Source organism: uncultured Agrobacterium sp. (assembly GCA_913777615.1).
GTDB lineage: Bacteria > Pseudomonadota > Alphaproteobacteria > Rhizobiales > Rhizobiaceae > Agrobacterium.
On sequence record CAJYTK010000001.1, the window covers coordinates 61,356 to 87,300 of the forward strand.

The 25,945-nt window shown below is 57.8% G+C and carries 24 protein-coding genes; 10 read left to right on the forward strand and 14 right to left on the reverse strand.

Annotated elements, in window-relative coordinates; translation table 11 throughout:
* Window positions 1-2 precede the first annotated feature (2 nt).
* From urtD to QZ862_RS00355, 5 genes are all read right to left on the reverse strand, one after another.
* Window positions 3-764, reverse strand: coding sequence for an urea ABC transporter ATP-binding protein UrtD (urtD, locus tag QZ862_RS00335; protein ID WP_296096755.1), 762 nt, complete (start codon window positions 762-764; stop codon window positions 3-5).
* 7 nt (window positions 765-771) lie between these two features.
* On the reverse strand, window positions 772-1,941 hold the full coding sequence (urtC, locus tag QZ862_RS00340) for an urea ABC transporter permease subunit UrtC (RefSeq protein WP_296036369.1): 1,170 nt from the start codon (window positions 1,939-1,941) through the stop codon (window positions 772-774).
* Complete coding sequence (urtB, locus tag QZ862_RS00345) at window positions 1,938-3,545, reverse strand: urea ABC transporter permease subunit UrtB (protein ID WP_296096757.1); 1,608 nt, start codon at window positions 3,543-3,545, stop codon at window positions 1,938-1,940. Before urtB ends, urtC begins: the two co-directional genes overlap by 4 nt.
* A 257-nt stretch (window positions 3,546-3,802) precedes the next feature.
* Complete coding sequence (urtA, locus tag QZ862_RS00350; protein ID WP_296020118.1) at window positions 3,803-5,092, reverse strand: urea ABC transporter substrate-binding protein; 1,290 nt, start codon at window positions 5,090-5,092, stop codon at window positions 3,803-3,805.
* A 204-nt stretch (window positions 5,093-5,296) separates the two neighbouring features.
* A complete protein-coding gene (locus QZ862_RS00355) occupies window positions 5,297-5,482 on the reverse strand; it encodes a DUF2735 domain-containing protein (protein ID WP_296020121.1) in 186 nt (61 codons plus the stop codon).
* A gap of 500 nt (window positions 5,483-5,982) precedes the next feature.
* On the opposite strand from QZ862_RS00355, the gene QZ862_RS00360 reads away from it, so the two are divergent.
* The 4 genes from QZ862_RS00360 (at window position 5,983) to QZ862_RS00375 (ending at window position 12,214) form a co-directional block, all read left to right on the forward strand.
* Window positions 5,983-7,017 (forward strand): glutamine synthetase beta-grasp domain-containing protein, encoded by a 1,035-nt coding sequence (locus QZ862_RS00360; RefSeq protein ID WP_112359988.1) that lies wholly within the window; start codon window positions 5,983-5,985, stop codon window positions 7,015-7,017.
* Between the two features lie 217 nt (window positions 7,018-7,234).
* Window positions 7,235-10,630: an ATP-binding protein gene (locus tag QZ862_RS00365; protein ID WP_296096759.1), complete on the forward strand. Its 3,396-nt coding sequence runs from the start codon at window positions 7,235-7,237 to the stop codon at window positions 10,628-10,630.
* Window positions 10,627-11,538, forward strand: coding sequence for a response regulator (locus QZ862_RS00370; protein ID WP_296096762.1), 912 nt, complete (start codon window positions 10,627-10,629; stop codon window positions 11,536-11,538). The genes QZ862_RS00365 and QZ862_RS00370 overlap by 4 nt, the downstream gene beginning before the upstream one ends.
* Window positions 11,539-11,689: 151 nt before the next feature.
* Window positions 11,690-12,214: an AAA family ATPase gene (locus QZ862_RS00375; RefSeq protein ID WP_296020131.1), complete on the forward strand. Its 525-nt coding sequence runs from the start codon at window positions 11,690-11,692 to the stop codon at window positions 12,212-12,214.
* Between the two features lie 183 nt (window positions 12,215-12,397).
* Here the strand turns inward: QZ862_RS00375 and QZ862_RS00380 are convergent, their stop codons facing one another.
* The 7 genes from QZ862_RS00380 to QZ862_RS00410 all read right to left on the reverse strand — a co-directional run bounded on the left by QZ862_RS00380 (window position 12,398) and on the right by QZ862_RS00410 (window position 18,635).
* Window positions 12,398-12,634 carry a hypothetical protein gene (locus tag QZ862_RS00380; protein ID WP_296020134.1) on the reverse strand — a complete coding sequence of 79 codons (237 nt, stop codon included), beginning with the start codon at window positions 12,632-12,634 and terminating at the stop codon, window positions 12,398-12,400.
* A gap of 265 nt (window positions 12,635-12,899) precedes the next feature.
* Window positions 12,900-14,018 (reverse strand): branched-chain amino acid ABC transporter substrate-binding protein, encoded by a 1,119-nt coding sequence (locus tag QZ862_RS00385; protein WP_296020137.1) that lies wholly within the window; start codon window positions 14,016-14,018, stop codon window positions 12,900-12,902.
* A gap of 116 nt (window positions 14,019-14,134) precedes the next feature.
* Window positions 14,135-14,488 (reverse strand): DUF6867 family protein, encoded by a 354-nt coding sequence (locus QZ862_RS00390; protein WP_296096765.1) that lies wholly within the window; start codon window positions 14,486-14,488, stop codon window positions 14,135-14,137.
* A gap of 254 nt (window positions 14,489-14,742) precedes the next feature.
* Complete coding sequence (locus QZ862_RS00395; RefSeq protein ID WP_296020142.1) at window positions 14,743-15,468, reverse strand: ABC transporter ATP-binding protein; 726 nt, start codon at window positions 15,466-15,468, stop codon at window positions 14,743-14,745.
* Entirely contained in the window at window positions 15,468-16,334 is an 867-nt protein-coding gene (locus QZ862_RS00400) for an ABC transporter ATP-binding protein (RefSeq protein ID WP_296020145.1), read from the reverse strand. The genes QZ862_RS00395 and QZ862_RS00400 overlap by 1 nt, the downstream gene beginning before the upstream one ends.
* Complete coding sequence (gene livM, locus QZ862_RS00405) at window positions 16,334-17,728, reverse strand: high-affinity branched-chain amino acid ABC transporter permease LivM (protein ID WP_296020148.1); 1,395 nt, start codon at window positions 17,726-17,728, stop codon at window positions 16,334-16,336. Before livM ends, QZ862_RS00400 begins: the two co-directional genes overlap by 1 nt.
* A 4-nt stretch (window positions 17,729-17,732) precedes the next feature.
* Entirely contained in the window at window positions 17,733-18,635 is a 903-nt protein-coding gene (locus tag QZ862_RS00410) for a branched-chain amino acid ABC transporter permease (RefSeq protein ID WP_296020151.1), read from the reverse strand.
* A gap of 398 nt (window positions 18,636-19,033) precedes the next feature.
* Between QZ862_RS00410 and cysQ the strand changes: the two genes are divergently transcribed.
* Together cysQ and QZ862_RS00420 are read left to right on the forward strand one after the other, a co-directional pair.
* Complete coding sequence (gene cysQ / locus QZ862_RS00415) at window positions 19,034-19,810, forward strand: 3'(2'),5'-bisphosphate nucleotidase CysQ (protein ID WP_296096768.1); 777 nt, start codon at window positions 19,034-19,036, stop codon at window positions 19,808-19,810.
* A 239-nt stretch (window positions 19,811-20,049) separates the two neighbouring features.
* Window positions 20,050-20,325: a DUF1153 domain-containing protein gene (locus tag QZ862_RS00420; protein WP_062426213.1), complete on the forward strand. Its 276-nt coding sequence runs from the start codon at window positions 20,050-20,052 to the stop codon at window positions 20,323-20,325.
* A gap of 453 nt (window positions 20,326-20,778) precedes the next feature.
* Here the strand turns inward: QZ862_RS00420 and QZ862_RS00425 are convergent, their stop codons facing one another.
* On the reverse strand, window positions 20,779-21,129 hold the full coding sequence (locus QZ862_RS00425; RefSeq protein WP_296020159.1) for a flagellar export protein FliJ: 351 nt from the start codon (window positions 21,127-21,129) through the stop codon (window positions 20,779-20,781).
* Window positions 21,130-21,576: 447 nt separating this feature from the next.
* On the opposite strand from QZ862_RS00425, the gene ctrA reads away from it, so the two are divergent.
* Together ctrA and QZ862_RS00435 are read left to right on the forward strand one after the other, a co-directional pair.
* Window positions 21,577-22,281: a response regulator transcription factor CtrA gene (ctrA, locus tag QZ862_RS00430; protein WP_113267004.1), complete on the forward strand. Its 705-nt coding sequence runs from the start codon at window positions 21,577-21,579 to the stop codon at window positions 22,279-22,281.
* 213 nt (window positions 22,282-22,494) lie between these two features.
* Window positions 22,495-23,001 carry a GNAT family N-acetyltransferase gene (locus QZ862_RS00435; RefSeq protein ID WP_296096770.1) on the forward strand — a complete coding sequence of 169 codons (507 nt, stop codon included), beginning with the start codon at window positions 22,495-22,497 and terminating at the stop codon, window positions 22,999-23,001.
* A 116-nt stretch (window positions 23,002-23,117) separates the two neighbouring features.
* Here QZ862_RS00435 and chpT read toward each other — a convergent pair whose 3' ends face one another.
* Window positions 23,118-23,777, reverse strand: coding sequence for a histidine phosphotransferase ChpT (gene chpT / locus QZ862_RS00440; protein WP_296077122.1), 660 nt, complete (start codon window positions 23,775-23,777; stop codon window positions 23,118-23,120).
* 147 nt (window positions 23,778-23,924) lie between these two features.
* On the opposite strand from chpT, the gene QZ862_RS00445 reads away from it, so the two are divergent.
* Window positions 23,925-24,521, forward strand: coding sequence for an EipA family protein (locus QZ862_RS00445; RefSeq protein WP_296096912.1), 597 nt, complete (start codon window positions 23,925-23,927; stop codon window positions 24,519-24,521).
* Window positions 24,522-24,684: 163 nt separating this feature from the next.
* A complete protein-coding gene (locus QZ862_RS00450) occupies window positions 24,685-25,797 on the forward strand; it encodes a hypothetical protein (RefSeq protein WP_296020168.1) in 1,113 nt (370 codons plus the stop codon).
* Window positions 25,798-25,945: the final 148 nt, after the last annotated feature.

Genomic DNA, 25,945 nt, shown 5'->3' on the forward strand with positions numbered 1-25,945 from the left:
GTTCACCGCCCCAGATAATTCTCGATGACCTTCGGATCGTTCGAAACGAAATCGATCGATCCCTCGGCCAGCACGGAGCCTTCGGCAAGGCATGTCACCTTGACGCCAAGCTCGCGGATGAAGCCCATGTCGTGTTCCACCACCACCACGGAACGGGTCTTGGCGATTTCCTTCAACAGCACCGCCGTTTCCGCCGTCTCGGCGTCCGTCATACCCGCCACCGGTTCATCCACCAGCAGAAGCTTCGGCTCCTGAGCGAGCAGCATGCCAATTTCCAGCCACTGTTTCTGGCCGTGGGAGAGATTGGCCGCAAGATCATCTCGGCGGTAGCCGAGGCGCACAGTTGCGAGGATTTCCTCGATGCGCGCCTTGTCTTCCTCCGTCAGCCGGTAGAACAGCGTGGCGAAGACGCCGCGTTTGCGGTTCAGCGCCAGTTCCAGATTGTCCCAGACCGTGTGGCTTTCGAAAACGGTCGGCTTCTGAAATTTCCGGCCGATGCCGAGCTGGGCGATGTCCGCCTCGTCCTTCTTCGTCAGGTCGATCTGGTCTTCGAACAGCACCGTGCCGCTGTCAGGCCGCGTCTTGCCGGTGATGATGTCCATCATCGTCGTCTTGCCGGCTCCATTCGGGCCGATAATGGCGCGCAACTCGCCGGGCTCCACCACAAAGGAGAGAGAGTTCAGCGCCCGGAAGCCATCGAAGGAAACGGAAACGCCGTCGAGATAGAGCAGGCTTTTTGCTCTCGTATCAGAAACTGTGTTCATATCCGCCTCACTCCGCTGCCTGATGCGCCACCGCATCGTCATTGCCAGGCTTTGCCGGGTTGTCTTTGGGCTTTGCACTCTTGCCGCGACGGCCCGCCATAGTGTGCTGGATGGTGCCGACAATGCCCTTGGGGAAGAACAGCGTCACGGCGATGAAGAGGCCGCCCAGCGCAAAGAGCCAGAACTCGGGAAAGGCGCCGGTAAAATAGCTCTTGCCGCCATTGACCAGCAGCGCGCCGATGATTGGCCCGATCAGCGTGCCGCGACCGCCAACGGCCGTCCACACAACCACTTCGATCGAGTTGGCCGGCGCGAACTCTCCCGGATTGATGATGCCCACCTGCGGCACGAAGAGCGCGCCGGCAATACCTGCCATCATCGCCGAAACCACGAAGGTGAAGAGCTTGATGTTTTCGACGCGAAAGCCAAGGAAGCGAACGCGGCTTTCGGCATCGCGCACACCCACCAGCACCTTGCCGAATTTGGAATTGACGATGCCTGATGCAATTATCAGCGACAGCGCCAGCATCAGTGCCGTCATGGCAAAGAGCACCGCACGTGTGCCGCTCGACTGCACGGAGAAACCGAGGATGTCCTTGAAGTCTGTCAGGCCGTTATTGCCGCCAAAGCCCATGTCGTTGCGGAAGAAGGCAAGCAGCAGCGCATAGGTCATGGCCTGGGTGATGATCGACAGATAGACGCCGTTGACGCGAGAGCGGAAGGCGAACCAGCCGAAGATGAAGGCAAGCAGACCGGGCACGACCAGCACCATCAGCATGGCGAACCAGAACATGTCAAAGCCGTGCCAGAACCATGGCAGTTCCTTCCAGTTAAGGAACACCATGAAATCGGGAAGCACCGGATCGCCATAGACGCCGCGCGAGCCGATCTGGCGCATCAGATACATCCCCATCGCATAGCCGCCGAGCGCGAAGAAGGCGCCATGGCCAAGCGAGAGAATACCACAGTAACCCCAGACCAGATCGAGTGCCAAGGCCAGCAGCGCGTAGGCGAGATACTTGCCGAGCATCGACATCATATAGGTCGGCACATGCAGCGGGTTGCTGGGCGGCAAGAGCAGGTTCAGTGCCGGAATGATGAGCGCCACGGCCAGAATGATGCCGATGGCAATCGAGATGCGGCGGTCGAGAGCGCGAAGGAGAAAGCCGGTAATCATGCTTCGATCGCCCTTCCCTTGAGTGCGAAGAGACCACGCGGCCGCTTCTGGATGAACAGGATGATGAGGACGAGCACGAGGATCTTGCCGAGAACGGCGCCGACGGTGGGCTCCAGGAATTTGTTGAGAACACCGAGCGACAGCGCGCCGACCAGCGTTCCCCAGAGATTGCCGACACCGCCGAAGACGACGACCATGAAGCTGTCGATGATGTAGCTCTGGCCGAGATTGGGCGAGACATTGTCTATCTGGCTGAGCGCCACACCGGCAAGACCGGCAACGCCCGAACCCAGCGCAAAGGTAAAGGCATCGACCCAGGGCGTCCTGATGCCCATGGAAGAGGCCATGCGCCGGTTCTGGGTCACGGCGCGCATCTGCAGGCCGAAGGAGGACCGCTTCAGAAGCAGAAGCAGAGCAAAGAAGACGGAAAGCGAGAAGCAGACGATCCAGACACGGTTCCAGGTGAAGTTCAGATAGCCGACGCTGAAGGAGCCGGACATCCAGCTGGGGCTGCCGACCTCGCGGTTGGTCGGCCCGAAGATGGAGCGCACACCCTGTTGCAGGATCAGCGAAATGCCCCAGGTGGCAAGCAGCGTTTCCAGCGGACGGCCATAGAGAAAGCGGATCACGCCGCGCTCGATGACGAGACCGACGAACCCGGTAGCCAGAAAAGCGACCGGAAGCGCAATGGCCAGCGACCAGTCAAACAGGCTTGGGAAGTGGCTGCGAATGATCTCCTGCACGATGAAGGTGGCATAGGCACCGATCATCACCATCTCGCCATGCGCCATGTTGATGATGCCCATCACGCCGAAGGTGATGGCAAGGCCGATGGCAGCAAGTAGCAGTACGGAGCCGAGCGACAGGCCGTACCAGATGTTCTGTGCCGTATCCCAAAGCGCGAGCGAAGATTCGATATGGGAGATCGCCGCTTCGATGTCCGGCTTCAGGCTGGCATCGACAGACGAAGACGCGGCCATCAGGATGCTGATCGCATCGCGCCCGCCAATGGTCTTGATGGTGTCGATGGCACTGCGCTTGTCTTCGACGGAGCGGTCGGAGGTCAGAACGGATACCGCGCGCGCCTCTTCCATACGAGCGCGAACCTCGGCATCGGTTTCTTTCGCAAGTGCCGCTTCCAGAAGCCCGAGATTTTCCGCACTCGGCGCTTTCAAAACCGCATCGGCTGCCGAAAGCCGGATGGAGCGATCCGGGCTCAGCAGCGTCAGACCGCCGAGTGCTGCGCGCGTGACACGGCGCAGCGTATTGTTGACCTTGATCTTCGTGACCGCAGCCTTCGGCGCATCACCGACCGCCTCACCCGTCACCGGATCGATCAGGGTGAGAGTATCGCCGGCGGGCTTGGTGAGAAATACCAGGCTGTCGGCCTTGCGAACATAGAGCTCACCGGCAGCAAGCGCTTCCAGTGCTGGCACGACGCGTGCATCGCCCGTCGCAGCAATCTGCCCGATCAGCGCTTCAGCCTGCTTGAAATCGGCCTTGCCCAGCGCATCGATCAACGGCTTTGCATCGCCCTGCTGGGCAAGGGCCGAAGCCGTCAGGCTGAACAAAAGGCCGATCACAGCCAACAGTCGGAAAAACATGGTCCCAAGTCCCCCTTGGAGCCTCCCTCCCTCTCGACGTCATCCTCGGGCTTGACCCGAGGATCCATCACGTCTGCCAGAAACCAGCGACGCTAGAGAGAGTGAGTGTAAACAGTGGATCCTCGGGTCACCCTCGGACTTTGATCCGAGGGCCGAGGATGACGGCGGTGTGTGGGGCGATTGCCCGGTCTCCCTCACCCCGGAGTTGAGCCGGAGTCCAGTCGAGGCGCATCAGCGCCTCGAGAGGGATCACCCAATCACATGCCCTTGCCGCCGCACTTGCCGCTGGCAACGTTGAAGTTGCCGCAGGACATGGGCTTGCGCCAATCCGAGATCAGGTCCTTGGAGTCCGGCAGATAATCCGACCATTCGTCACCCACGACCTGGGCGGTCTGCTGCACGATCTGGAACTGGCCGTCGGACTGGATTTCACCGATCAGCACCGGCTTGGTGATGTGGTGGTTCGGCATGACGGTGGCGTAGCCGCCGGAAAGGTTCGGCACCGAAACACCGATGATGCTGTCCAGAACCTTGTCGGTATCGGTGGTGCCGGCAGCTTCGACGGCCTTCACCCAGGCATTGAAACCGATATAAGCGGCTTCCATCGGGTCGTTGGTCACGCGTTTGTCGTTCTTGGTGAAGGCATGCCATTCCTTGATGAACTCGGCATTGACCGGCGTATCGACGGACTGGAAATAGTTCCAGGCGGCAAGGTGGCCGACGAGCGGCGAAGTGTCGAGACCCGCGAGCTCTTCTTCACCGACGGAGAAGGCAACGACCGGAATGTCTTCAGCCTTTACGCCCTGGTTGGCCAGTTCCTTGTAGAAGGGAACGTTGGCGTCACCATTGATGGTGGAAACGACGGCAGTCTTCTTGCCGGCAGAGCCGAACTTCTTGATGTCGGAGACGATCGTCTGCCAGTCGGAGTGACCGAACGGCGTGTAGTTGATCATGATGTCCTCTTCCTTGACGCCCTTCGACATCAGGTAGGCCTTCAGGATCTTGTTGGTTGTCTGCGGATAGACATAGTCGGTACCGGCCAGAACCCAGCGCTCCACACCTTCGGTGCTGGCAAGGTAATCGACAGCCGGGATGGCCTGCTGGTTCGGTGCGGCGCCAGTGTAGAAGATGTTGCGCGAGGACTCTTCGCCCTCATATTGAACGGGATAGAAGAGGATGGAGTTCAGCTCTTCGAAAACCGGCAGAACGGATTTGCGCGAAGACGAGGTCCAGCAACCGAAGACGGCTGCGACCTTGTCCTGGCTGATCAGTTGGCGGGCCTTTTCGGCAAAGAGCGGCCAGTCGGAGGCCGGATCGACGACAACGGCTTCGAGCTTCTTGCCGAGGACGCCGCCCTTCTTGTTCTGCTCTTCGATGAGCATCAGCATGGCGTCTTTGAGCGTCGTTTCCGAAATGGCCATGGTGCCAGAAAGCGAGTGCAGCACGCCGATCTTGATCGTGTCGTCAGCGGCAAAAGCGCCGTGGAAGGCGGTGGTGGACAAAATGGCGCCAAGCAGCGCGCCCGTGAGCGTCTTTCTGAAAGTCATCGGAAGAACCCCTCTTCGTGTTTAAGCCTTGGGAGCAAGGCCTCAGCGGCATTTTTTAACCGCTGCTGGAGGGGACTATCGGGCTCGTCGGGACGAAACCGTATACGTCGTTTGACGTAGGTGGGGTGGCGAAATCAGCACAAATGGGAAGCGCACCGGTGGTCGCTACGACCGCAACCGGCGTTACGTGGCAGAGACAAGCCCTTAGTTGTGGGGCTTGTCATCTTGGGCGATGGCGTCCTGATGATACCAGCTGTCGAAATCGACACGCGGTGCCTGGGCTTCAGCGGACGCAATATCAGCGTCCTTGCGGAAACGGCTGTAGCCTGCGCGCCCGCCGACCGGGAACTGATAAATCTTGGCACTTTCCAGATTGGGTTCGGTTCTCATGACGGCCTCTTTCTTTTGATCAAAACACCGCAGCACTATGCTTCGTTCCGAAGAATAGCCGATTTCTAGCCGAATTTCACCCTATTCGCTTAAAAAAATATCACAAAGTCTATTTTTTAGGCAAAACGATTGCGCATCGGTTAATCGAATAGTCTTTATGCAGCTAATCACTCAAAATTAGCGCTTTCGGCTGAAAAAACATTCAGAACGACCCTCCCGCCTACAGTTTCGGCAGAAAATCAGCTGATTTTATTTCATAAAGCCTTCATAATTCTCAAAAATCGCGAAAAACGCTTTTGCGCCATCAACCCGGATTTTGCCGTACGAATGGGTTCGGCAACCATCTCACTTCAAAAAAATGAAGCGTCGATTCGGCTGCTCGCACAAACTGGCACGGCGCATGCATATCTATCGGCAGCCCTTGAAAGCGAGAGCGTTTTCCACCGGTAACCGGACGAAAACAATCAAGGCTTCGCATCTTAACCCATGAGAGGTTCGTAATGACTAAGTTCAAACTCGAGTACATCTGGCTGGATGGTTACAAGCCGGTAGCAAACCTGCGCGGCAAGACGCAGATCAAGGAATTCGACGAATTCCCGACACTCGAGCAGCTTCCGCTTTGGGGCTTTGACGGCTCCTCCACCATGCAGGCCGAAGGCCACAGCTCTGACTGCGTTCTGAAGCCAGTCGCAATCTACCCTGACCCAGCCCGCACCAACGGCGCGCTCGTCATGTGCGAAGTCATGATGCCGGATGGCGTAACCCCGCATCCGTCCAACAGCCGCGCAACCATCCTCGACGACGAAGGCGCATGGTTCGGCTTCGAGCAGGAATACTTCTTCTACGAAGACGGCCGCCCGCTCGGCTTCCCTGAGCAGGGCTACCCCGCTCCGCAGGGCCCATACTACACAGGCGTCGGCTACAAGAACGTTGGTTCGATCGCTCGCGAAATCGTCGAAGAGCATCTCGACCTCTGCCTCGAAGCAGGCATCAACCACGAAGGCATCAACGCCGAAGTGGCAAAGGGCCAGTGGGAATTCCAGGTTTTCGGCAAGGGCTCCAAGAGTGCCGCCGACCAGATCTGGATCGCTCGCTACCTGCTTCTTCGCCTGTGCGAAAAGTACGGCATCGACGTCGAATTCCACTGCAAGCCGCTCGGCGACACCGACTGGAACGGCTCTGGCATGCACTGCAACTTCTCCACCAAGTTCATGCGTGAAGTTGGCGGCAAGGACTATTTCGAAGCCCTCATGGCTGCCTTCGAAAAGAACTGGAAAGAGCACATCGACGTTTACGGTCCGGACAACCACCTGCGCCTGACCGGCAAGCACGAAACCGCTCCTTGGAACAAGTTCTCCTACGGCGTTGCAGACCGTGGCGCGTCGATCCGCGTTCCGCACTCCTTCGTCAACAACGGCTATCGTGGTTACCTCGAAGACCGTCGTCCGAACTCCCAGGGCTGCCCATACCAGATCGCTTCCGTCGTTCTGAAGACGATCGCAGAAGTCCCGACGGCAAAGTCGGCTGCTGCCTAATCTAAAACAAGTGGCGTCGCTCGATCCGGGCGACGCCATTTTTCCGTCTGCCGTTTGCGGGCAACGTGGACTCAACGACCGCGGCTCGCTCGTCATCCTCGGGCTTGACCCGAGGATCCAGGTTTCCATCCGCTGGTGGATGGTCGGGTCAAGCCCGACCATGACGCCGGAGAGAGATACGGACACCAAGCTCTAGTGGAGGCTGTGAAACACTGGCATGGCCGCACGGCAACGCATCATCCCCGTCAGGCGCGAATATAACCGCTGGGTCGCGAACCAGACGCTGGAAGATTACGCGCTGCGATTTACCGCCAAGAGCGCCCGGCAATTCTCCTCGAGCCGCATTTCCCACACCGCCATCGGCGCGATCTCCTTTCTGGCACTGGAAGCCATCGGCGGCGCCATCACCCTCTCCTATGGCACGACAAACGCCTTTTTCGCCATCGTTGCTGCTGCGGTGGCCATGCTGCTCGTCGGCCTGCCGATCAGCCGCTACGCCATCCGCCACGGCGTCGATATCGACCTTCTGACGCGCGGCGCAAGCTTCGGCTATATCGGCTCCACCATTACCTCACTGATCTACGCCGCCTTCACCTTCATGCTCTTTGCCATCGAGGCATCGATCATGTCCGGCGCGCTGGAGCTGGCACTCGGCATACCGCTATGGATCGGCTACATCATCTCGGCGGTCATGGTCATTCCGCTCGTCACCCACGGCGTGCGTCTCATCAGCAAGTTTCAGATCCTGACGCAGCCCTTCTGGATCGTCCTCAACGTCCTGCCCTTCCTCTTCATCGCCCTGATGGATTGGCAGAAATTCGATCTCTGGCTGGCCTTCTCCGGCATCCACCATGTCTCCGCCGCGCCCGGTGAAATCGCGTCCTTCAACCTCATCGAGTTCGGTGCAGCCTCCGCCGTCATTCTGGCGCTGATGTCGCAGATCGGAGAACAGGTTGATTTCCTGCGCTTCCTGCCGGCGGAAGGCCAGAGCAAGTGGCGCCACAAGTTTGGCGTTTTCCTCGCCGGTGCCGGTTGGGTTCTGGTGGGCGTTCCGAAGCTTCTGGCGGGCTCCTTCCTGGTGGTGCTGACGCTGTCCTCCGGCGTGCCGGTGGATCGTGCCGCCGACCCCTCTCAAATGTATCTGACCGCCTTCGGCTACATGATCCCGAACCACAATGCAGCACTGATCCTGATGGTGGCATTCGTCGTCGTGTCGCAGTTGAAGATCAATGTGATGAACGCCTATGCGGGCTCTCTCGCATGGTCGAACTTCTTCTCCCGCCTGACCCACAGCCATCCCGGCCGCGTCGTTTGGCTGGTCTTCAATGTCGCCATTGCGCTTCTGCTGATGGAGCTTGGCATCTATCGGCTGCTGGAGGAAACGCTCGGCATCTTCTCCATTATCGCCATGGCGTGGCTCTGCACCATTTCCGCCGATCTTTTCATCAACAAGCCGCTCGGCCTTGCCCCACCCGGCATCGAGTTCAAGCGCGCGCATCTTTTCGATATCAATCCCGTCGGCGTCGGCGCCATGGCGCTCTCGGCAACGATCGCGCTCGCCGCCCATTTCGGTCTGTTCGGCACGCTCTCCGCATCGCTGGCGCCCTATATCACCCTCATCGTTGCCTTCATCGCCTCACCGCTGATCGCCTGGGGCACGAAGGGAAAATTCTACCTGGCCCGCAAGCCGCGCCAGAAGTGGAAGGAGCTTTCCAGCATCACCTGCTCCATCTGCGAGCATCCTTTCGAGCCGGAAGACATGGCCTGGTGCCCCGCCTATGCCGGTCCGATCTGTTCGCTGTGCTGCTCGCTGGACAGCCGTTGCCACGATATGTGCAAGCCGAAGGCACGGCTGAATTATCAGACGGCACAGGTCGCAAAGAGTTTCCTTCCCGAAGAGTTCGTCGTCAAACTTTCGACGCGGCTCGGTCGCTACACCATATTCTCTGCACTCGCTGTCGCAGCTCTTGGCGGCATCCTGGCGCTGATTGCCCATCAGGTCGGCACCGGAACGCCAGCGACCGCGGACGTCGTCAATCGCACCATTCTCATCGTCTTCTTCGTCTTTGCCGTCATTGCCGGCATCGTCTGCTGGTTCCTGGTGCTGGCCCATGACAGCCGGGTGGTGGCGGAGGAAGAATCCTCGCGCCAGAACACATTGCTGTTGAAAGAAATCGCCGCGCACCAGAAGACGGATGCAGCCCTCCAATATGCCAAGGAAACGGCCGAAGCAGCCAACCGCGCCAAGAGCCGCTATGTGGTAGGCCTCAGCCACGAATTGCGCACACCGCTCAATGCCGTACTCGGCTACGCTCAGATCCTTGAGCGGGATGAAACCATCCCGCCACCCCGCCAATCCGCCATCAAGGTGATACGCCGCTCTGCCGATCACCTCTCTGGCCTGATCGATGGCCTGCTGGACATTTCCAAGATCGAGGCCGGGCGTTTGCAGGTGCAATCCAACGAAATCAACATTCAGGATTTTCTCGACCAGATCGTCGATATGTTCCGCCCGCAGGCGCAGGCCAAGGGTCTGAGCTTCCGCCATGAGCGGGCAAAGAGCCTGCCGCAATATGTGCGAAGCGACGAAAAGCGACTTCGGCAAATCCTCGTCAACCTGCTCTCCAACGCCATCAAGTTCACCGACGAAGGCACCGTCACCTTCGATGTGACCTATCGCAGCCAGGTCGCCACCTTCACCGTCACCGATACCGGGCGCGGTATTGCGCAAAAGGATCTCGCCCGCATCTACGAGCCGTTCCAGCGTGGCGAAGCCGAAAGCATCAAGCCGATGCCTGGGCTCGGCCTTGGCCTCACCATCACGCAGCTTCTCACCAACACGCTCGGCGGCGAAATTTCGGTGGAGAGCGAGAAGGATGTCGGCTCGACCTTCCGGGTACGGCTGATGCTCTCCTCCGTCGATCGTCCCAGCACTGCACTCGCACCGGAAAAGAAGATTGTTTCCTATGCCGGTCCACGCCGCACCATTGTCGTTGTCGATGACAATGAGGATCACCGCGACCTGATGATGGAGGTGCTGTCGCCGCTCGATTTCGTCGTGCTGACGGCGCAAAGCGGGCCGGACTGCCTGGCGCTGATCGAGGCGATGCAGCCGGACGCTTTCCTCATCGACATCTCCATGCCGGGCATGAGCGGCTGGCAGCTGGTCGACAGGCTGCGTGACGCAGGCCAGACCGCTCCCATCATCATGCTTTCGGCCAATATCGGCGATACGGCAATCATCGGTGCGGGTACGGATGGCCACAATGATGCGCTGGCAAAGCCCGTGGATATCCGCAAGCTCTGCGACCGGCTTGCCGTGCATCTTGGCCTGCAATGGGTCTATGACACCGATCTGCCGCCGGTGAACCGCTCCGCGAAGGAGGAGAAACCGAGCGCGATCCGCCCACCGGAGCCAGTCCATTTGCAGGATTTGCTAGCGCTTGGCGAAATAGGCTATATTCGTGGCATAGAGGCGAAGCTCGACACTCTTGCCGCTCAACCGGAAAATCTGGCCTTCACCGAAGAGGCACGCCGCTTCGTCCGCGCCTTCGATCTCGCCGGCTATGCCGATTATCTGAACAGTTTTGACGCAAGCAAGGGGCACGGATGAATAGACCATTGCAGCCCCGCGATATCGTCCTTCTGGTGGACGACAGCCCGGAAGCGCTGGGCTTTCTCACCGAGGCTCTGGAACAGTCCGGCTTCTCGGTGCTTATCGCGACCTCCGGTCAGGCGGCTCTGAACATTGTCGAGCGCGTCACGCCCGATCTCATCCTTCTCGATGCCGTCATGCCGGGGCCCGATGGTTTTGAGACCTGCCTGCGCCTGAAGGCCAATGCCGCCGTGGCGCAGGTGCCAGTCATCTTCATGACGGGCCTTACCGAGACCGAACATGTGGTGCGCGCGCTGGAATGCGGCGGTGTGGATTACCTCAGCAAGCCGATCAATATCGACGAGCTGCGCGCGAGACTGCGCGTCCACCTCTCCAACGCGAGATCTGCCCAAAGCGCTCGCGTGGCGCTGGACGCCGCCGGTCGCCACCTGCTGGCGGTGCGCGCCGATGGGACGATCCTCTGGTCGACACCGCAGGCCACCCGCCTCATCAATGCAGCAACCGGCAGCAATGATGGTCTCGACATCGTGTCGCGCACTATCGGCGACTGGATGACCCAGACGAGCGCGCGCGACACGCCACTCGTCATCACCCACGCCGAGCGCCCCTCACTGCAATTCACCTTTTTGGGCGCAGTCGGCGCCGACGAGTATCTCTTCCGCCTGACCACAACCAACGAGAAATCCGGCGACGCTCTTCTGCGCGACCGCTTCTCGCTGACCACAAGAGAGTCGGAGGTGCTGGTCTGGATCGCCAAAGGCAAATCCAACCGCGATATCGGCGAGATTCTTGGCCTGTCGGCCCGCACGGTCAACAAGCATCTGGAACAGATCTACGTTAAACTCGGCGTCGAAAACCGTGCCTCCGCCGCAGTAAAGGCGGCCCATGTGCTGCACGATAGTTGAGACTGCCTCGGTCGGCATCTCGACTTTCTCGGAGTGACAGCAACTCATCTGCAAGCCTGACCGCGTCATCACAGTGTCATGCATCGCTGTCCAGCGCCGTCTATGTGGGCGTGCTTGCGTGGGACGACACCGATTCTTAAGGAGGACCAACATGGACAAGCTCATCATTCTGTCCGGCTGCTCTGGAGGCGGAAAATCCACACTGCTCTCACAACTTTCACACCTTGGTTTCGCCACGGTGGAAGAGCCAGGCCGACGGGTTGTCGAACAACAGTTGAACGCGGGAGGCACCGCCCTTCCCTGGCTAGATCTCAAAGCGTTCCTTGAGCAGGCGATCGCGTTGGCTAAACAGGACTACAAGGCAGCGTGTGAACGTTCGGGCGTCTCGATCTTCGACCGCAGCCTCATCGACGCCGCTTCCGCGCTACGAACTCTCTCAGACTGGCACTGGTACGAGAGGCTACGGACCGAGTTTCGCTATCACACACAGGTGTTCCTGACGCCTCCCTGGCCCGAAATATACGTGACCGATAACGAACGTCGCCACAGGTTCGAGGAGGCACTGGAAGAGTATCAGCGGCTGTGTCGCGACTACAAGGATCTGGGATACGACGTCGTCATCTTACCCAAGACGAATATTGAGGAACGGGTAGATTTCATGCTGAGTGCGCTTTGAGATACTGCGACAAGCTGAAAGAAATTCTTCCCTGGGGAAGGAAGGCGCTCACCTGCAGCAGCGTTGAGCCGAAGCATGAAATTAAAGAAGGCGGAACGATCGCCGCCTACCCTAGTCTTTTTCTTAAAACGCCACGCCTGTTTCCCCTCCGACACGCGTCGGAAGGGAGAACAGGCGATGCTATTAGCGGCAGACGCGGGTCTTGCGAACAATGATCTCGCCGTGGCGGCGAATGCGTTCCTTCTTGACGAAACAGTCGCGCGGTGCGTGGCGGTAGTGACGAGGGCGGTACTCTTCGCGCACTGGCTCGCGCATGACGCGCTGCGTCGTCGTTACCGTCACGGTTTCAGCAAAGGATGGTGCCGTCACCGAGAAGAAAGTCGCGGCGGCGAGGACTGCGGAAACAACAAGCTTTTTCATTGATGAACTCCTGAATTGAGGCCGCAGAAAACGTGGCGCAACGCAGGCAGTTCCGCTCATCATCACATTTTTCTAAATTATTGTGATTGAAAGGATTGGAGTTAGACTTTCTGACGCGCAATCTCCTCCCCGCCAAGAGCCGGGCGCTTGTCCCTCAATGGACCATGGGGGGTCTGAGCGACGATGAAATCCATTGCATGCCCCTAGAAACATGAAAACCCGGCATCGCTGCCGGGCTTCATCAATCTCAGACTGACAGAGCAGATTACATGCCCTGCTGGAAGTAGCTGTACTTGCCGTCTGGGCCCTTCTTCCATTCGTACATGACGTAGCCAGGAAGCTTCGGGTCACCCTTTTCGTCGAAGGAAATGTCGCCGAGAACAGTCTTGAACGTACCCTTCTTCAGCGCTGCAGCAACGGCTTCAGCGTCGAGAGAACCGGCAGCCTTTGCACCTTCTGCAATCGTCTGAACGGCGGCGTAGGAGTAAAGCGTGTAAGCTTCAGGATTGAAGCCAGCAGCCTTGAACTTCTCGACCAGTTCCTTGTTTTCAGGGCGCAGGGTCGGGTCAGGACCGAAGGTGTTCAGCGTACCTTCAACAGCGTCACCAGCAATTGAAGCCAGTTCGTTGGAGACGATACCGTCACCGGAAACGAGCTTGGCCTTGAGGCCCTGGTCCTTCGCCTGACGGATGATCAGGCCAGCTTCGGTGTGGAGGCCACCCCAATAGATGACGGAAACGCCGGCTTCCTTCATCTTCGCGATGAGGGCCGAGAAATCCTTGTCGCCAACATTGACGCCTTCATAGATGACTTCCTTCACGCCAGCGGCGTTGGCAGCCTTCTTGGTTTCATCGGCAAGGCCCTGACCGTAGGGGGTCTTGTCGTGGATGATGGCGACCTTGGCATCCTTGAAGTGGTCTGCGAGGTACTTGCCGGCAATGCCGCCCTGCTGGTCGTCACGGCCGCAGGTGCGGAAGGTGTTCCACAGGCCGCGCTCGGTGAAAACCGGGTTGGTGGCAGCAGGCGTCACTTCGAGAATGCCGTTTTCGGCATAGACTTCAGATGCCGGAATGGAAACGCCGGAGTTGAAGTGACCGACGACGAACTTCACGCCATCGGCTGCGAACTTGTTGGCAACAGAGATGCCCTGCTTGGGGTCGGACACATCGTCACCGAGAACGATCTTGATCTTCTCGCCATTGATACCGCCAGCCGCGTTGATGTCCGCTGCGGCCTGTTCCGCACCCTTCTGGAGCTGAGCGCCGAAAGCAGCGTTCGGGCCAGTCAATGGACCACCGACGCCGATGAGGACATCGGCCCATGCCGAACCGCTGAACGCGACCATTGCGGTCAGCGCAACTGCGGAAAGAAGAGACTTCTTCATTATGTTACTCCCAGTTCCTTTGATTGGGTTGATTTTCTTGACCTGTCCAGCACCCAAATTAACTGTCCAAGCTGTTCCACTCAGGAGGGAATTCTGATTTCAGAAAAACCCGTCTGTCAATGTTTCTTCTTATAGGAAAATGCCGAGGTCCGGTCATAAAGCCAGTAGTAGTTATCGACCATCTGGCGCGTGCGACGGATGCGGAAACCAGCCGTTGCGAAGGCGAGGAGAACCACGACATCGATTAGATAGTAGAAGCCGTTCAGCAGGGGACCGGCAAAGAGCGCGTAGTGCAGAAAGCGCATGACGCAGCCCAGAAGCAGTGCGTAAATCACCACCTGCCAGTAGTTGCCCCAGCCTTCCGCCACGGACTTACCGGTGCGCCAGGCTGTCCAGAAGCCGAGAAGAACGACAAGCGCGCGCAAGACATAGCGAACGCCATTATCGGTTTCGAAAAAAAGGCCCTGCATATTTTCCCCAATCAGCGCCGCCGACGAAATCGCGAACGGCCCTGTTTTCCGTTTTCGCTCGACCGTTTTCCGGCAAGCTTTATTGTTTGTTTTTGCTCCGCCAAACCAGCTAGGCAGTCTGACAGGCTTTTAGCAGATTTGCGCCCAACGCCTTCGAAAGCAAGCACTTTTTCATGGGCAACGGCACAAAATCATAAAAATTTTTGCGCTTTGTCAAAGCACGGGTATCGGAGATCCCCGCACAGTTTTCACCGTCAGTGACGACCGCCTTCGAGATAGGCTGCGCGCACTTCAGGGTTGGCAAGAAGCTCCTTGCCGGAACCGCTCATCGTCACCTTGCCATTGACCATGACGTAAGCGCGGTCCGAAAGCTTGAGGGCGGCAAAAGCATTCTGCTCGACGAGGAAGACGGTCAGCCCCTCTTCCTGGTTGAGCTTCTTGATCGCCTCGAAGATACCCTTGACGATCAGAGGAGCCAGACCGAGCGATGGCTCGTCCAGTAGCAGAAGCTTTGGACGCGACATCAGCGCGCGGCCGATAGACAGCATCTGCTGCTCGCCGCCCGAAAGCGTTCCGCCGCGCTGGCTTTGACGCTCCTTGAGACGAGGGAACATCGTGAAGACCTTCTCGACGTCTTCCTTGAAGTATTTCAGGTTGTCGAGATTGGCGCCCATCTGCAGATTTTCCAGCACCGACATGCGCGGGAAAATCCGGCGTCCTTCGGGAGACTGGGCGATGCGCTTGCGCGCAATCATATGCGTCGGCACACGGGTAATGTCCTCGCCGTCGAAGATGATTTCGCCATGGCGGGCCTGTGGCGCGCCGCAGATCGTCATCATCAGCGTCGACTTGCCAGCACCATTGGCGCCGATGAGAGAGACGATCTCGCCCTTCTTCACCTCGACATCCACGCCAGCAAGAGCGCGGATATTGCCGTAGTAAGTTTCAACGCCTTGAATTTTCAGGAGAGTGTCAGACATCAGACGGCTCCCCCGTTGAGTTCTTCTGCAATCACGTCTTCCACTTCATCATCCTCGACACCCAGATAGGCGGCGATGACCTTTGGATCGTTCTTCACATGATCCGGCGTACCGTCGGAAATCTTCTGCCCATATTCGAGCACCACGACGTGGTCGGAGATTTCCATGACGACCGACATGTCATGTTCGATCAGGAGCAACGAAGTTCCCTCGTCACGAATGCTGCGCAACAGGGTGTTGAGCGCCAACGATTCCTTCGGGTTGAGACCGGCGGCGGGTTCGTCGAGGCAAAGAAGTTCAGGCTCGGTACACATGGCACGGGCAATTTCCAGACGCCGCTGCGCGCCATAGGAAAGATCGCCCGCCGGATCGTCGGCACGATCGATGAGATCGGCCTTCTCCAGCCAGTACTTTGCCTTTTCGATCGATGCTTCCGCCGCATGCGTATAGGCGGGAAGACCGAGCAGGCCGAGGATGGTGTAGCCCGACGCCTTCATGAGCTTGTTGTGCTGGGCCACCAGCAGGTTTTCCAAAACCGTCAGGCCTGAAAACAGGCGGATGTTCTGGAAGGTACGAGCAACCTTGGCTTTCTTGGTCACTTCGAAGTCCGGCAACCGCTCGAGCAGGTGCTCCTCGCCATTGCTGCGCACCATGGTGATCATCCCCATCGTCGGCTTGTAGAAACCGGTGATGCAGTTGAACACGGTGGTCTTGCCAGCGCCGTTCGGGCCGATCAGCGCGGTGATATCGCCGCGCTTCACGTCGAAGGAGAGGTCGTTGATCGCCATCAGACCGCCGAAGCGCATCGACAGATGTTCGACCTTCAGGATGGTATTCTTGTTCATCGCAGTGTTTCCGGACGCCATCAGCCGTGACCTTCCTTGGTGAAGCTGCCGGAGACAGACTTGCGTTTTTTCAGGAAGGCCGTGGGTTCGCGCGAGCCAACGAAGCCGCGCGGTTTGAACAGCATGACGATGACCATCGCTAGGCCGAAGAGCAGCATGCGGTAGAGTTCAGGCGTGAAATCGGGGCCGAAGACATGCTTCAGGAATTCCATTTCACGCAGAAGCTCGGTACCGCCGACCATGACGACTGCAGCAATAGCAATACCGGTCAGCGAGCCCATGCCGCCGAGAACGACGATCGCCAGAATAACCGCCGATTCCAGGAAGACGAAGCTTTCCGGAGACACGAAGCCTTGGCGTGCAGCAAAGAAGGAGCCTGCAAAGCCGCCGAACATCGCACCCGTTGCGAATGCGGTAAGCTTGGTCTTGACCGTATCGATACCGAGCGAGCGGCAGGCGATTTCGTCCTCGCGCAGCGCTTCCCAGGCACGACCGATCGGCATGCGACGCAGCTTGATGGTGACGTAGGCCGTCAGCATGCACAGAAGCAGGATCACGTAGAAGAGGAAGATCTTGTAGTAACCCGACGACATCGGCAGGCCGAAAGCCTTGGTGAAGTTGTTCGGCGCGCCGACATCGAAAGACCAGATGCCGAACACCGATGCCTTGGCAATGCCGGAGATCCCGAAGGTGCCTCGCGTCACATCCGTCCAGTTCAGAAGCACAAGACGGATGATTTCGCCGAAAGCAAGTGTGACGATGGCGAGATAGTCACCGCGCAGGCGCAGCACCGGAAAGCCGAGAATGACGCCCCAGAAGGCGGCAAGGATACCCGCAAGCGGCAGAAGCACCCAGAAGGACAGACCAAAATAGCTGGAGAGCAGCGCGTAGGAATAGGCACCGACTGCATAGAAGGCGACATAGCCGAGATCGAGCAGACCGGCCAGACCGACGACGATGTTCAGACCCCAGGCCAGCATCACATAGATGAGAATCTGGATGCCGAAATTGTCGACGAAGATCAGCGAGCCCTGAGCGCCTTTGAAGTAGACGGCAACGAGGGGATAGGCCAGCAGAAAAACCAGCGCGATCTTCAGGAAATGCTTGTGGAAAAAATTCTTTTCCTCGGAGATTTCCAGAATGCCAGCCTTGGACTTGGCGAGCTTGCGGCGGTCGAGATGCGGCTCGATGACACCGACCACGATGAAGCGACCGACGGCGGCAATTGCGACGAAGATCGCCAGAAGCCCCCAGCGCGTGCCCCAGACCAACTGATTGTTGATATCCTGATAGGTGACGATGCCGACATAAAGAAGGAACATGCCAAGCGAGACGAAGCCGGCAATGATGGCCTCCTTCACCGCTCTGGCCATGACGTTCTGCTCGGCGGCGTTGTCGGAAGGAATATTTGCCATATGCTTAAACCTTCTCGACTTCCGGACGGCCCAGAATGCCAGTCGGCTTGAATATCAGCACGAAGGCCAGGATGCCGAAGGCGGCCACGTCCTTGTAGGCGATGGAGAAATACGCCGACCAGAGCGACTCGATCAGACCGATCAGCAGACCGCCGAGAACGGCACCCGGAAGCGAACCGATGCCGCCCAGAACCGCGGCCGTGAAGGCCTTGACGCCGGGGATGAAACCGTCATTGAACGAGGCGACGCCGTAATACATCAGGTACATCGTACCGGCGACGGCAGCGAGCGCGGCGCCCATAACGAAGGTGACGGAGATCGTCCGGTCGACGTCGACGCCGAGCAATGCCGCCATCTTGCGGTCCTGCTCCGTGGCGCGCTGTGCACGGCCAAGCGGTGTCTTGTTGACGATGTACCAGAAGGCGAACAGCAGAACCGATGTGATCGCCACGATCAACAGCTGCTTCAGCGAAATGGTGATCGCGCCAAAATGATAGGTATCGGTCACCATAGGCGGGATCGGCTTGTTGCGCGGACCCTGCGTGACCTGGATGAAGTTGGACAGCACGATCGACATGCCGATGGCCGTGATCAGCGGCGCGAGGCGGAAAGAGCCACGCAGCGGACGATAGGCCACGCGCTCGATCGCCCAGTTCCACAGGCCCGTCACCAGCATCGCAACGACCATCATCACCAACAGAAGGAGGGCGACTGGAAGGCCTGCAATGAAGGAGGTGAGAATGAGAAAGACGATCAGCGCGGCAAAGCCGCCAAGCATGAAGATATCGCCGTGGGCGAAGTTGATCATGCCGATGATGCCGTAGACCATTGTGTAGCCAATAGCGATGAGGCCGTAGATCGATCCAAGAGTCAGCCCGTTGATGAGCTGCTGGATAAAATACTCCATATTTTTCCCCTGGACACGTTCTCGAATTGGAACGCGTCTCGTTTATGTTGCTTCATGAGGGCTCTCATTGCCGTTTTTTGTCCCTCTTGACGCAAACCCTTATCGCGTTCGTTAAAAATGTGAAGCCAAAAAGGTGGAAATATGCACAAAAAATGATGTTCGCTCGTGGATTGCCACAATCGGCATCAAAAAGTTCATGAAAGCGGCAGACAGGCCCGAAATTTTAAGCGCGCAGGACGTCCTGCTTGCCCCCAAATAGATATATTTGACCATAATCGTCTTCCGGCGTAACCAACGCTTTGCAGATAATGCGTAGAGTGAACGACGCTCTCGAATATCTAAGCGCAAACCAATTGCGGCCAATATAGTCTGACGGGATCGGGCTCGAAGGATTGAAGATGCTGGAAAGTCTGATCGCGGCGGCTTTATGCGCCGGCAGGGAAATCATGGCGGTTCATGCCGCAGGTCCGCACGTTACCTATAAGAATGATTGCTCGCCCGTGACCGAGGCGGATCAGCGCGCCGAAGACATCATTCTCTCGGCTCTTGCGCGCGACTATCGCGATATCCCCGTGGTCGCGGAAGAAGCCGCAACGACCGGCCATGTGCCTGAAGTCGATAGCGATTTCTTTCTCGTCGATCCGCTGGACGGCACCAAGGAATTCATTACCGGCAAACAGGATTTCACTGTCAACATCGCACTTATTCGAAGCGGCAAACCGGTAATCGGCGTGGTCTATGCGCCAGCGCTCGGTGTCGCCTGGACGGGTGAAGGCGAAAGAGCGCGCAAGCTGTTCATCTCGGGCGACTTCGAACCGGTATCGAACCACTCCATTCGCTGCCGCGCCAAACCTGCCCTACCCGTTGCGGTGATCAGCCGTTCGCACTGCACCCCGAAAACGGAGGCTTTCGTCGCGGACAATGGTCTGATCGACAGCATCTCGATCGGTTCTTCGCTGAAGTTCTGCATGTTGGCGGAAGGCGCTGCCGATGTTTATCCACGCTTCAGCCGCACCATGATGTGGGACACGGCGGCCGGTGATGCGGTGCTGCGCGCGGCAGGCGGCATCACTCTCGATATGGCGGGCCTTCCGCTGCGTTACGAGATCGACCGCAGCAATGACGATATGCTCGCCAATCCCGACTTCATCGCCTGGGGCGCCCCTCCGCGATAAGGGGATGGACGTCTCACTACGATCGGCAAGAGCAATAAAAACGCGCCCCGCGCAAAATAATTTTGGGCGTCCGGACAGCGCCAAAGCGCCCATTTTTGGGCTGATGTTTCGCGAAACACGAACAAACCCGGCGAAATCATTCAAATTGTTAAAAAATTCTCTCCAACTGCTTAGGTAATTTTTAAAGGTACCTCCCTAAAGTGCGCAGCATATGGTCTTGAGTTTGTGTAGAGTGTCCAATGACCGAAATGATACGCCCACGAGTTAAATATGTCATCGGCCCCGATGGCAGCCCCCTGACGATTGCCGATCTACCGCCCGCCGACACACGTCGATGGGTCATCCGCCGAAAGGCCGAAGTCGTCGCCGCCGTGCGCGGGGGTCTTCTGAGCCTTGAGGAGGCCTGTGAACGTTACACGCTGACAGTGGAGGAATTCCTGTCCTGGCAGTCTTCGATTGCCGATCATGGCCTTGCTGGCCTGCGCACCACGCGGATTCAGCAGTACCGCCACTAGACGTTTCGGCACGGGCGCACTTGGTTGCGTCCTGCCAATCCGGATCAGGCGTCATCCCATCCCGTCAACACGGGACGGTGTGACGCCGTTTTCGTTTTTGGGAGCGCCGTTTACCCGCCATGCGAAAAGGTCTGCGAGCTTCACAGACGCTTTGCCACGCCGGCGTCAGGTAACACCTCCCCCTCCCGCGCTTCCTCTGCAGTCGTAACCGTCCAACGTCGCACATATGCGCTCATGAGCACCTCTTCGGGCCAAGGAGGCGCAATCAAATCATGCGCACCGGCGCAGCAATAACGACGGCATAGTTCAGGCCATAAAAAAATCCGCCAGGCATCGCCGGGCGGATCGCAATCGTTAAGATTAAGAGCACAAGCGTCATTGAAAGCAGCCTCCTGATCAGCTGGCCGCCGTCAATGACGTCAGGTTAACGCGCCTTTGTTAACGCAAAGAGCGTCAGGCGCGGGCGCGAACAGCCGTATCGCGGTTTTCGAGAGCAGCAGCCTTTTCATATTCGGCCTGCACCTCTTCCAGAGAGGCTTCGGCGGCTTCCTGCTGCATCTTCAACTCGCGGATCGAAACCTGCAGGTTATCGGCACGCTGGCGTGCGGCCTTGGCAAAAGTCGGATAGGCAAAATGACTGGGGTCCGTGATCCCGGACTTGCTTTCTTCGAGAGAGATCTGATGGACCAATTCCTTGGCCATCCGTTCGAATTCGGACATCATCGACTGCAGCTGTTGCAACTGACGACGTTTTTCGTTGACCTGAAATTCCTTCAGGCGAACTAGGCTGTCACGCGACTTCATACTCAATACTCCATGGATAGCGAGACCCCGGTTCAAACAGGAACCAACCCGCCACTCCGGCATGTGCCGGAATGATTCTCAAAAGTTACCCGACATTAATAAAAAAACTGCGCTGTTAACTTTTCATTTACGGGCATCGTTAATGATAAGGCGGATCATTTAAGGGTCGGTAAATGCCAAGCCCAAAAAAACACTGGGCACGACAATGGTAGAGTCGATTGAATCACTTACGGGGTTTTCCTCATTCGTTGGTTCATGTTTGGCGATGAGGGATTCACGTTGAAAAACAGCAGAGTGCCCGAACTATTTAATGAATTCTCCACACCTTGCCAAAGGAGAGAAGAATTTGTTAACCATTTGGTGGCAGCCTGCAAATCAGGCAACGTCTGGATCCGCATCGCGCAAAAGGGATTCATTTACTGACCGCGGGCGGCAAAGGGGATAATTATGCGGGTTCTACTTATTGAAGACGACAGCGCAACGGCTCAGAGCATCGAGCTGATGTTGAAGTCGGAAAGTTTCAACGTCTACACCACCGACCTCGGTGAGGAAGGCGTGGATCTTGGAAAGCTCTACGATTACGATATTATCCTTCTCGATCTTAACCTGCCGGACATGTCCGGTTATGAGGTCTTGAGAACGCTGCGTCTGTCCAAGGTCAAGACACCGATCCTCATCCTGTCGGGCATGGCCGGTATCGAAGACAAGGTGCGCGGCCTCGGCTTCGGCGCAGACGACTACATGACCAAGCCCTTCCACAAGGACGAGCTTGTTGCCCGCATCCACGCCATCGTGCGCCGCTCCAAGGGTCACGCCCAGTCGGTCATCGCCACCGGCGAGCTGATCGTCAACCTGGATGCCAAGACAGTTGAAGTCGGCGGCCAGCGCGTTCACCTGACGGGCAAGGAATACCAGATGCTGGAGCTGCTGTCGCTCCGCAAGGGCACTACGCTCACCAAGGAAATGTTCCTCAACCACCTCTACGGCGGCATGGATGAGCCTGAACTGAAGATCATCGACGTGTTCATCTGCAAACTGCGCAAGAAGCTTGCAAACGCAGCAGGCGGCGCGAACTACATCGAAACCGTCTGGGGCCGCGGCTACGTGCTTCGCGAGCCGGATGGCAACGCCGAATTTCTTGAGACTGCCTGATTATCCCCTCAACATGCCTCCCAAGCATGATTGTCATGACAAACCCGCCGTGCAAACGGCGGGTTTTGTTTTGTCCGCGCATAGCGCGACCATAGAGTGCCGTGCATTGCGGTGGACGCGCCATGGATGCCAGAGCTTTTTCGATAGACGTATAGCGCTTTGCCAAATTCGACGTCGATTTTTCAGGCCGATGCCGCAGGAGAAGAGGATGTGATGATGATTCGCACAGCGTCCAAAGACGACGCCTCGAGCCTTGCCGCACTGTCCATCGAGGTCTGGATCGGCACCTATCTTAAAAACGGCGTATCGAAATTCTTCGCCGATTACGCGCTGTCGGCCTTCACCACGGAAAAATTCGAAACGCTCATCGATGATAAGAACGAGATCATCCTGATATCCGAAAACAGCGAGGGCATGGACGGCTTCGTGCGCGTCAGGCTTCGCAGCCCCGCCCCTGCCGAAAACGGTCTAGGAACGGAGATCGCAACGCTCTATGTTCAGCCGAGGCATAAGGGAAAAGGCATCGGCAAACGGCTTCTTGCTGAAGCTTTCAAGCTCTGCGGTGAGCAAGGATGCAAGGGCGTGTGGCTCGCCGTGAATAGCGAGAATAGGGACGCCATCGTCTTCTATGAGCGCCTCGGATTCACGCGGGACGGTCAGACCGCGTTTCGGATTGGCGAACAGTCCTATGCAAACGAGGTGATGGTGAAGTGGTTTTGACGAGCCCAGCAAGTGCGTCGCGATGCCAGTGAAGGGGCAATCGCTTTGAAACCAACGCCGCTTCTACTGGGCAGAAAAAATGGGCCAACTTAACGGTGGCCCACCCATCTATCCAGTCAGGCCGCTTCGGCAGCCTCAGCCATGGAGGCCGTAAAGACCACGCGGTCCTCATGCACTTTATATTCGATTACCATTCCGGCCTCTTCGGCAAGCAGAAGCGTGTAGTAGGGCTGAACGGAATGCGCGTCGATCGGTTCTTCTTCCGTGCCTGCGGCAATGGAAGCGAATTTGGCAGGCACGCGCATCATCCGGCCTTTGACGGTGATTTCGAAGCGGGCATCGCCTTCCGGGTTTTCGAGAACGATATCCGCATTGCCGCCACGCGGGATCGCGCCATAGGCAACGAGAAAGAGGTTGAGTAGCAGCTTGACGCGGTTCTTGGCGACGATGGCGCGTGGACCCGACCAAGTCACTTCCACCTTCTTTTCCGCAGCAGCAAAGTCTTTTGCGGCCTTTTCGGCCTCTCCGGTATCGATAGACGCGCCGGCAGAGCCGGATGCGCCGAAAGCAAGACGGGCGAACTTCAGGCGCACGGACGCATTCAGAGCCGAGGTACGGATCAGATCCAGCGCATCGGCATCGGTGCCACCCTCATCGAGAAGCTCCAGTCCGTTATTGATCGCGCCAACCGGCGAAATAACGTCATGGCAAACGCGGCTGCACAGAAGCGCCGCCAGATCGGGGCCGGAGAGCGAAAGATTGAGTTTGGTCGTCATAAATTTTCTCCTGCGCGAATGCGGCGCGGACCCTATCGAAATTGTTAAGCCATAATGACACCATATTTGGTAAACCGATTGTTAATATGATGGTCTCAAAATGCCAAATGTCTTAACAGGACAGTGGTAACAAACAGACGGACGGAACTGACGATGCGAATTAACCAACTCCGCACCATCGCACGCCTCGGACTGGTCAAGATTCTCGTGATCCTTGCGGGCCTTTCTATGTCGGCGGCGCAGGCATCTGCGCAAAGCAGCGATCAATACACCATTCAGGAAATCGTCGATGCCGGTCACGGCTTCTTCGGCGAGACGACGGGCGGACTTGCGAAGGTGGTGGAACGCGCATTCCAGCAATACGGTCTGCCGAATGGTTATATTCTCGGTCAGGAAGGCTCCGGCGCCTTCGTCGCGGGCCTGACCTATGGCGAAGGCACGCTCTATACGAAGAATGCCGGGCAACATCCGGTCTTCTGGCAGGGCCCCTCGCTCGGGCTTGATTACGGCGGCCAGGGCACCCGCGCCATGATGCTCGTCTATAATCTTCCCTCCGTCAATTCGCTCTATCGCCGCTATGGTGGTGTCAGTGGCTCTGCCTTCATCGTCGCAGGCGTGGGCATGACGGTTCTAAAAAACAGCGACGTCACCATTGCCCCCATCCGCACCGGCATCGGTGCGCGACTCGGCATCAATGTCGGCTATCTGAAGCTTACGCCCCAGCCCACCTGGAATCCGTTCTGATTCGTCAGACGCGCCCTTTTGCGATAAACTGCTTGAACACGACCAGCGTGTAAGGCGATGACCGCCTGGCGCAAGATTGACGTGACAGTCTGCGCCGCGACGATGAAATGAGCTGCCATAGAGGGTTTTCGAACCGTGGCGCTTCTTGTGGAGACGACCACGCGTGATTGAGTACGCCCTGATTTTCGGCCTTGGTTTTCTCTGCGCAATTCTTCTGGTTTCATTGATCGCACCTGCGATCAACCGGCGCATCGTTTCCTATACGGAAAAGCGATTGCGGGCGACCATGCCGATGAGCCCGCAGGAAGTGCGTGCGCAGAAGGATATGGCCCGGGCGCTCTATGCTGCGGAAAACGCACGCACGCGCCAGGAACTGGATGCCGAGCGCGAAAAAGCGCTTGCCCTGAAGTTCAAGAACGAGGCGGCTCAAGCCGAAACCGGCCGCCTTCTGGCCGAAACCCGCGACTTGAAACAGCAACTGGAAAACATGGCGCTGGAAGCGGGCGACCTGCGCGCAAAGGCTCGCCGCCATGAAGATGCCGTGGCGCGATTGACTACGAAGCTGAACGATGCCGAAGAAACGGCCATTGCTCGAACCCAGGAAATCTCCAACCTGACAAAGCGCGTCGGCGCCGTGTCGCGGGAACTGGATGATCTCAAGATTGCGCTCTCGGCCCGAGATCTGGAAATCGAGCAGGCAAAGCAAAAGGCGACCTCTTGGCGCAAGGAACGCGAAGAGATGACACGTCGGTTGGAGGAAGCGGACGTCAAAGCCCGTGAAACCGCCCAGCATATGAACCGGGAAAGCCGCAAGATCGCGCGACTCGAAGATCAGCTTGCCAAGGAAATGGCGCGCAATGCCGACAACGAAATGCTGCTGGAGCGTCGCGTCCAGGAAATAGCCAGACTGAAGGAAAAATCCTCCGGACTTAGCAAAATAAGCGACGCGCAGTTGCCCGCCCCGACCAACGTTCCGATCATCGAACTTGGCGGTGCATCCGAAAGCCCCGAGCGACTGGCCCGCGAAATCGAGGACATCCGCAATCAGGGCACGGCGCTGACCGAACGGCTTCTGACCGTGAAAGACAGGAAGAATGATGAGGCGATCCGCAAGGAGATAGGGCAGATCGCCGCTCGCATGATCGCATTGACGGCAGCACAGGAAGGCGACGCCTCTCCCCTTCCAGCACTCATTGCCGATGCGCAGAGTGTCAGCGATCGCCAGAGCTTAGCAAGTCGCGCCAGCGACCTGATGAACCGGCAGAAAAATGCGTGAGGCGGCGAAGAATATCGATCGACCGCATTAAAAATAAAGACCGATAAAATTGTACCGATCGATTTAAACGCAGTGCAAAATTTGAGCCCTAATGTCGTCTCCAACAGGCGCCGGGCCAAGTTGAAAATCCCGGCGCGATAACCGAAGC

What these genes read in the sequence shown, in the direction of transcription:
- ctrA (WP_113267004.1), top strand. Translation starts at nt 21,577, where the DNA reads ATGCGGGTTCTACTTATTGAAGACGACAGCGCAACGGCTCAGAGCATC.
- QZ862_RS00400 (WP_296020145.1), bottom strand. Translation starts at nt 16,334, where the DNA reads ATGGCGTCCGGAAACACTGCGATGAACAAGAATACCATCCTGAAGGTC.
- QZ862_RS00370 (WP_296096762.1), top strand. Translation starts at nt 10,627, where the DNA reads ATGAATAGACCATTGCAGCCCCGCGATATCGTCCTTCTGGTGGACGAC.
- QZ862_RS00355 (WP_296020121.1), bottom strand. Translation starts at nt 5,482, where the DNA reads ATGAGAACCGAACCCAATCTGGAAAGTGCCAAGATTTATCAGTTCCCG.
- QZ862_RS00410 (WP_296020151.1), bottom strand. Translation starts at nt 18,635, where the DNA reads ATGGAGTATTTTATCCAGCAGCTCATCAACGGGCTGACTCTTGGATCG.
- QZ862_RS00385 (WP_296020137.1), bottom strand. Translation starts at nt 14,018, where the DNA reads ATGAAGAAGTCTCTTCTTTCCGCAGTTGCGCTGACCGCAATGGTCGCG.
- livM (WP_296020148.1), bottom strand. Translation starts at nt 17,728, where the DNA reads ATGGCAAATATTCCTTCCGACAACGCCGCCGAGCAGAACGTCATGGCC.
- QZ862_RS00380 (WP_296020134.1), bottom strand. Translation starts at nt 12,634, where the DNA reads ATGAAAAAGCTTGTTGTTTCCGCAGTCCTCGCCGCCGCGACTTTCTTC.
- chpT (WP_296077122.1), bottom strand. Translation starts at nt 23,777, where the DNA reads ATGACGACCAAACTCAATCTTTCGCTCTCCGGCCCCGATCTGGCGGCG.
- QZ862_RS00390 (WP_296096765.1), bottom strand. Translation starts at nt 14,488, where the DNA reads ATGCAGGGCCTTTTTTTCGAAACCGATAATGGCGTTCGCTATGTCTTG.
- QZ862_RS00365 (WP_296096759.1), top strand. Translation starts at nt 7,235, where the DNA reads ATGGCCGCACGGCAACGCATCATCCCCGTCAGGCGCGAATATAACCGC.
- QZ862_RS00360 (WP_112359988.1), top strand. Translation starts at nt 5,983, where the DNA reads ATGACTAAGTTCAAACTCGAGTACATCTGGCTGGATGGTTACAAGCCG.
- cysQ (WP_296096768.1), top strand. Translation starts at nt 19,034, where the DNA reads ATGCTGGAAAGTCTGATCGCGGCGGCTTTATGCGCCGGCAGGGAAATC.
- QZ862_RS00435 (WP_296096770.1), top strand. Translation starts at nt 22,495, where the DNA reads ATGATGATTCGCACAGCGTCCAAAGACGACGCCTCGAGCCTTGCCGCA.
- urtA (WP_296020118.1), bottom strand. Translation starts at nt 5,092, where the DNA reads ATGACTTTCAGAAAGACGCTCACGGGCGCGCTGCTTGGCGCCATTTTG.
- QZ862_RS00395 (WP_296020142.1), bottom strand. Translation starts at nt 15,468, where the DNA reads ATGTCTGACACTCTCCTGAAAATTCAAGGCGTTGAAACTTACTACGGC.
- urtD (WP_296096755.1), bottom strand. Translation starts at nt 764, where the DNA reads ATGAACACAGTTTCTGATACGAGAGCAAAAAGCCTGCTCTATCTCGAC.
- urtB (WP_296096757.1), bottom strand. Translation starts at nt 3,545, where the DNA reads ATGTTTTTCCGACTGTTGGCTGTGATCGGCCTTTTGTTCAGCCTGACG.
- QZ862_RS00420 (WP_062426213.1), top strand. Translation starts at nt 20,050, where the DNA reads ATGACCGAAATGATACGCCCACGAGTTAAATATGTCATCGGCCCCGAT.
- QZ862_RS00375 (WP_296020131.1), top strand. Translation starts at nt 11,690, where the DNA reads ATGGACAAGCTCATCATTCTGTCCGGCTGCTCTGGAGGCGGAAAATCC.
- urtC (WP_296036369.1), bottom strand. Translation starts at nt 1,941, where the DNA reads ATGATTACCGGCTTTCTCCTTCGCGCTCTCGACCGCCGCATCTCGATT.
- QZ862_RS00425 (WP_296020159.1), bottom strand. Translation starts at nt 21,129, where the DNA reads ATGAAGTCGCGTGACAGCCTAGTTCGCCTGAAGGAATTTCAGGTCAAC.